The organism is Rhizobacter sp. P2_H2 (assembly GCF_056403375.1).
Genome location: NZ_JBFUFP010000963.1, coordinates 1 through 2,089 on the forward strand (window position 1 = coordinate 1; position 2,089 = coordinate 2,089).

Below are 2,089 nucleotides of genomic sequence, written 5' to 3' on the forward strand. Positions count from 1 at the left end.
CAGTGCCCGTGCGCGGACGATTCATCACCTTCGAAGGCATCGACGGCGCCGGCAAATCCACGCACATCGACGCGCTGGCCGAGCACCTGCGACAGGCCGGCCGGCCTGTCGTGCTGACCCGCGAGCCGGGCGGCACGCCACTGGCCGAGCAACTGCGCGAGCTGCTGCTGCACTCGCCGATGGATCCGCTGACCGAGGCGCTGCTGGTGTTCGGTGCGCGCCGCGATCACCTTGCGCAGGTCATCGAGCCGGCGCTGGCCGCCGGCCGCACCGTGCTGTGCGACCGCTTCACCGATGCGAGCTTCGCCTACCAGGGCGGCGGCCGCGGCTTCGATGCCGGTGTGCTGTCCACGCTGGAAGGCTGGGTGCACCGCGACCTGCAGCCCGACCTGACCTTCTGGTTCGACCTGCCCGCCGCGGTGGCGGCCGAACGCCGCGCCGCAGTGCGCGCGCCGGATCGTTTCGAGCAGCAGGACCTCGCGTTCTTCGAGCGCGTGCGCGCCGGCTACGAGGCGCGCCATCGGGCGGCGCCGCATCGCATCGTTCGCATCGAGGCCGCCGCACCGCGCGAGCAGGTCTGGCAGCAGGTTCTCGCCACCCTGGAGCAGCACCCGTGGTAGATCCCGAAGGAAAGCTGCCGTTGCCCTGGCTGGCAGCGGCGCTCGATGAAGCCTTGCGCACACAGCGCGGTCATGCCTTGCTGATCCACGGGCCGCAGGGCATCGGCCAGTTCGAGCTCGGGCTGACGCTCGCGCAATCATGGCTGTGCGAGGCCGCGCCGGTCGGGCAATCTCGGCCGGCCTGCGGGCGATGCGCCAGCTGCCACCTGGTGCAGGCGCGCTCGCACCCCGACCTGCTGGTGCTGCTGCCCGAGGCGTTGCGCGAAGCGCTGGGCTGGGACGCCGCGGAAGAGGGCGGCGACAGCGAGGCCAAGGCCTCGAAGGCCAAGCCCAGCAAGGAACTGAAGGTCGAGGCAATCCGCGGCGCGGTCAATTTCGCGCAGACCACCTCGGCGCGCGGGCGCGCCAAGGTCGTGCTGCTGCACCCGGCGGAACGCATGAACGGCATCTCGGCCAACACGCTGCTGAAGACGCTGGAAGAGCCGCCTGGGCAGGCGCGCTTCATCCTCAGCAGCGGCTCGCCCGATGCGTTGCTGCCGACCATCCGCAGCCGCTGCCAGGCGCTGCCGCTGGCGTTGCCGCCCACCGAGCTGGCCACCCGCTGGCTCGCCGAGCACAAGGTGGCGCAACCCGACGTGCTGCTCGCCGCGGCCGGCGGCCAGCCGCTGCAGGCGCTCGAATGGGTGCAGGACGGCGTCGACGCGGTGGCCTGGCTGCGCCTGCCGAAGCAGCTCGCCGCCGGCGACGCGGGCCAGCTCGGCGCGTGGCCGCTGCCGCGGCTGCTGGAGGCGATGCACAAGCTCTGCCACGACGCGCTGTGCCTGGCTTGCGGTGCTGCGCCGCGCTACTTTCCGCCGGCATCGCTGCCCGCCGCGATGCCGCTGTACGGCCTGACGCGCTGGGCGTCGGCGCTGTCCACCGCGAGCCGGCATGGCGAGCACCCGTGGAATCAGCCGGTGATGGTGGAATCCTTGGTGCAACAGGCGCGCGAGGCACTCGCTCCGGCGCGCCATGTCAAGGGTCCTTCGGTACACTCGGCCCGATGAGCGATTCCTCTGCCACTCCCTCCCGCGCAGTTGCACCCGCCGCAGCCTCGCGGCCGAGCGTCATCCAGCTGGTCTTCCGCGAAAAAGGCGCGCTGTACGCCGCCTTCATCCCGCTGTTCAGCGAGGGCGGGCTGTTCGTGCCGACCACGCGCGAGTACAAGCTCGGCGAGGACATCTACCTGCTGCTGTCGCTGCCCGACGATCCGCAGCGCTACCCGGTCGCCGGCAAGGTCTCGTGGATCACGCCGGCCAATGCCTCGGGCGGCCGCACCCAGGGCGTCGGCGTGCGGTTCCCGACCGACGAGAAGACCCGCGTGCTGAAGCTGAAGATCGAGGAGATCCTCGGCACCTCCATCCAATCCGCCAAGCCGACGCAGACGATCTGATCCCGTCTGGTCCCCTCTGGTCCAGTCCGCTGTGCCC

Annotated in this window: 3 protein-coding genes; all 3 read left to right on the forward strand. The window is 71.3% G+C overall.

The genetic code is table 11. The features are described from left to right. Nucleotides 1–8: 8 nt before the first annotated feature. Genes tmk through AC1D15_RS28800 form a run of 3 tightly spaced genes read left to right on the forward strand, consistent with a single transcriptional unit; the run spans nucleotide 9 to nucleotide 2,052 of the window. Nucleotides 9–620 (forward strand): dTMP kinase, encoded by a 612-nt coding sequence (tmk, locus tag AC1D15_RS28790; protein WP_047512924.1) that lies wholly within the window; start codon nucleotides 9–11, stop codon nucleotides 618–620. Beyond that, the gene (locus AC1D15_RS28795) at nucleotides 614–1,666 is read left to right on the forward strand and encodes a DNA polymerase III subunit delta' (protein WP_477828710.1); all 1,053 of its coding nucleotides are present in this window, start codon (nucleotides 614–616) and stop codon (nucleotides 1,664–1,666) included. The genes tmk and AC1D15_RS28795 overlap by 7 nt, the downstream gene beginning before the upstream one ends. Further along, on the forward strand, nucleotides 1,663–2,052 hold the full coding sequence (locus tag AC1D15_RS28800; protein ID WP_047512637.1) for a PilZ domain-containing protein: 390 nt from the start codon (nucleotides 1,663–1,665) through the stop codon (nucleotides 2,050–2,052). The genes AC1D15_RS28795 and AC1D15_RS28800 overlap by 4 nt, the downstream gene beginning before the upstream one ends. Nucleotides 2,053–2,089: the final 37 nt, after the last annotated feature.